This window comes from Bacillus sp. C30, assembly GCF_040838255.1.
GTDB lineage: Bacteria > Bacillota > Bacilli > Bacillales > Bacillaceae_G > Bacillus_A > Bacillus_A mycoides.
The window spans coordinates 1-3,255 of the sequence record NZ_JBFPJH010000348.1 but is presented as its reverse complement, the minus strand read 5'-3'; the positions used below and the strand labels follow the sequence as shown (position 1 = coordinate 3,255).

Below are 3,255 nucleotides of genomic sequence, written 5' to 3'. Positions count from 1 at the left end.
TTCTGTTTCTTTTTGAATGTTCTACCGTGTTCTTTATTGTGGCAATCCACACAGACTGTTTCTAGATTGTCTATTTCTAATGCAAGTTCTGGATGATGTTCCAGTTCTTTTATATGATGGACAACGAGTTGTATCTTCTTACGCTTGGCGCTCTCACTATATTCATTGGTGTCCACACGAACATTACCATTGCGCTTACACTCTTGGCATTCGTAGTTGTCACGCTTCTTTACGTGTTCACGTAACTGTTTCCATTCGCCACTATCATAGAACTTACGCTTCTGTTGTTTGGTTTTGTATTCTTTCATTTCCTCTTTACCACTCTACTTTCTAACTACTCCTCTGAACAACCATCTATTAAACCTTCTTTTTAATCTCATAAAAAACGAAGGATTGAATTGTTTTTTATTCTTTTCATCATTTTTTACTAATTCTTCTATTGTTGAATTCACAAGATGAATCATTGAGTAGAACATAGGTTGTTGTCCATACATTTTATAATACTTAAACTGAAGTTCATCGATTCCTACTACCGTTCGATTTTTAAAGTACCTATCATAGGTTGTATTGTCCAAAGGACGCAGACCGAGCGCATCAATCTTCTGTTGTAAACCTGTTTCAATATGTTCCATCTTCTCCACTCCTTATCTTTCCCATTAAGACACCATTTGGGCATTTACTAATTTATATTCGCCACATTGGTATAAAAAACCAAAAAAGTAAATAGTACGAGTGGATGAAAAACATACGATATGATTTGCACATTGAATGTGCCCCAATTTGCTACTTTAGTTTTATATTCATCACTTGCTCGCCTTTCATTTTGTCCTTTACAAAGGACATTTTTAAAATTTTTTTATGTTACTCATGTTATAGTGAAAGTACCCTAATTCCTGAGACCCATATGGTCGATGGATGTTTTTTACACTTGCACAGTTGTACATCTACCTCAGCAGATGATGCAACTGTGCTCGTTTTAGTTTGGTTTTATATTCATTCATCGCATGTTTCCCTTTTATGTGACCCTTGTCAAAGGACATATTTAAGATTATATTTTTATCACCTTTCAGTTATAGTAAAAGTACCCTATAAAGTTTATAACGGTTTGTTATTCACTTTTTCTTCGCACTGCTTACCGTCTTTCAGAGATGATGTGGCTGTGCTTTTTTTATTACTCATTCAGAAATTCCTCCATTGTTTTATCCAGCAAACAAATCATCGTTTCTCTTCTGTGCTTTGGCGTTGTTGTTACCTTTTGTCTCATAAAAAAATTGAAATTACACTTTCTAATTCCTTTGTAGCGATACGTTCATGTCCTAACACCGAAATGAATGTACCAATCCTAACCGCTTATTCTTGTTTAGTTAGATTCACCCTTCGTCCTCCCTCAAAATAAAAAAGCAGCGGATTCGCTACTTTAGTTCCATTTTTTATTTCCGTAAAGGTATTCATCCTTTAAAGATATCTATAATATTAAAAATCAACATTTACGAACATTGTTTTTCATACTTTTATACGCGTCCGTAAAAGTATACCTTTAAAGGCATACAATAAACTTCAACCCTTGGCTCAATGGCACCAATCATCCTATTTTCCCGGACTTTATTATTGTATCTCAACTTTTGTTTTCACTTTCCACAATCTTCGTTTTTTCAGATTATCACGCAAAGTACTAGCAGGACAACCAAGCTTTTTGGATATGACAATCGTTCCGATCCCCTGCTCGTACAACTTGGCAGCTTGTCTACAAATCTCATCCCACTCTTCTTTCGTCTTTTGCTTCTTACTCTCCGCAAATAATCCCTTTGTTAAGGTTTTCAATTCCTGCCCCACCACACAATGTTGGATACATTCTTTCAGTGGCTTCATTTGACATTCACATGCTTGACAATACTGGTCTTGTAAATCTAAAATACGAATTCTCTTTTCCTTTGGATTCATAATATATACCTCACTTACTTTTCAGTATCCTATAACACATGTACTGGTCTTAACATCAATAGTTTTAACATTTTTTGGCATAATCAACCAAATTATTTTTATTTTTTATTTGTAATCTTATCCCTTTTACATATATTATCTTGGATCCTGACTTGTCGAACCATTATTTGTTCATGAACCCACACATATAACAATAATGAATCACTTAATGTTTCCTATACGAGCACTCTGGTGCAAGTGTTCGTTTTACTTTCTCATATAAAAAGAGCATCCAAATAGATGCTAAAGTCTGCAGTTAAATTGTATTTAATATTTTTATATCTTAAAATAGTTCGGTATGTGATATTTATATACAATAAAAAGGCAACTGATCAGTCGCCCTTTCGCAATTCTCTGTGTTATTACTATAACTCATTTTTACAAGGGTTTCGTTGCCCAAAAAGTACCTGCCCAAAAGGTAACCTTATAAAGCAGATACAAATTTGATTGCCTTTCTTATTTCAGCATGCTTACGTTTAATGTAATATGGACTGTAATCCAAATCGTATGCAATTTGTTCTAATGTCATTCCATCGATGTATTTCATTTGAATGATTTTATTATCCAATCCTTCAAATTTACTAATCATTTTCTTTAACTCGTACATATCGTTCATTGTATGAGATAATTCATATTCAATGGCAGCAACACGATCTTCTAATTTTGTTCCCTCTGATCCTTCGGTCAAACGAACGTCTTGTAAGTCGCCATACACCCAGCGTTTTACTTCTCTTTTACTTCGTAATAAATTGTTTTCTAGATAACAAATTCTATCTTCTAGGTTTCGATAATCTTTTAACCATTCTAGCAATGTGTATGCCACCTCACTTATTTTAGGATGCCAGCTTGTACAAATAGATTTCTCCATGCTGTTTTTACGCGATCTTTTTCAAATGTTTTACCTCTACGAGCAATCGCCTTCTTCATTTTCCGTTTTTTATGCTTTTTCATCGTTTTGCCCCCTTTGATTTCACCTCAAAACTGATGAATTGATTTATACGCTGTTATTACACGTTTTTAGACGTTCTATAGTCCACAAGACCTATGGGCATTCGGAAAAGATTTAAACGTTACATTTTCTTATTGTATAAGGGCGTTTTTCGCACGAAATTAATTTTTGACTAAATTACATATCGTTTGGTCCTTTTATCGTTTACATTCACCTCTATATATTCGAAACCATCATTTGTTTCGCCAAATGCCACCACTTCACCTATTATTTTTGAAATTTCATTTGATAATGTTCTAAATGAAAATAGTAACGTTTCACCTTCA

Annotated in this window: 5 protein-coding genes; all 5 read right to left on the bottom strand. The window is 33.9% G+C overall.

What is annotated here, in order from left to right:
- On the bottom strand, nucleotides 1-308 hold a 308-nt coding region (locus AB3X49_RS19975), incomplete at its 3' end, for an HNH endonuclease (RefSeq protein WP_367964292.1).
- 15 nt (nucleotides 309-323) lie between these two features.
- Nucleotides 324-632 (bottom strand): hydrolase, encoded by a 309-nt coding sequence (locus AB3X49_RS19970; RefSeq protein ID WP_367964290.1) that lies wholly within the window; start codon nucleotides 630-632, stop codon nucleotides 324-326.
- 973 nt (nucleotides 633-1,605) lie between these two features.
- Nucleotides 1,606-1,941 (bottom strand): hypothetical protein, encoded by a 336-nt coding sequence (locus AB3X49_RS19965; protein WP_367964288.1) that lies wholly within the window; start codon nucleotides 1,939-1,941, stop codon nucleotides 1,606-1,608.
- A gap of 463 nt (nucleotides 1,942-2,404) precedes the next feature.
- Entirely contained in the window at nucleotides 2,405-2,791 is a 387-nt protein-coding gene (locus tag AB3X49_RS19960; protein ID WP_367964286.1) for a DUF1492 domain-containing protein, read from the bottom strand.
- Between the two features lie 17 nt (nucleotides 2,792-2,808).
- Nucleotides 2,809-2,931 carry a DUF3983 domain-containing protein gene (locus AB3X49_RS19955; protein ID WP_367964284.1) on the bottom strand — a complete coding sequence of 41 codons (123 nt, stop codon included), beginning with the start codon at nucleotides 2,929-2,931 and terminating at the stop codon, nucleotides 2,809-2,811.
- Between the last annotated feature and the right edge of the window lie 324 nt (nucleotides 2,932-3,255).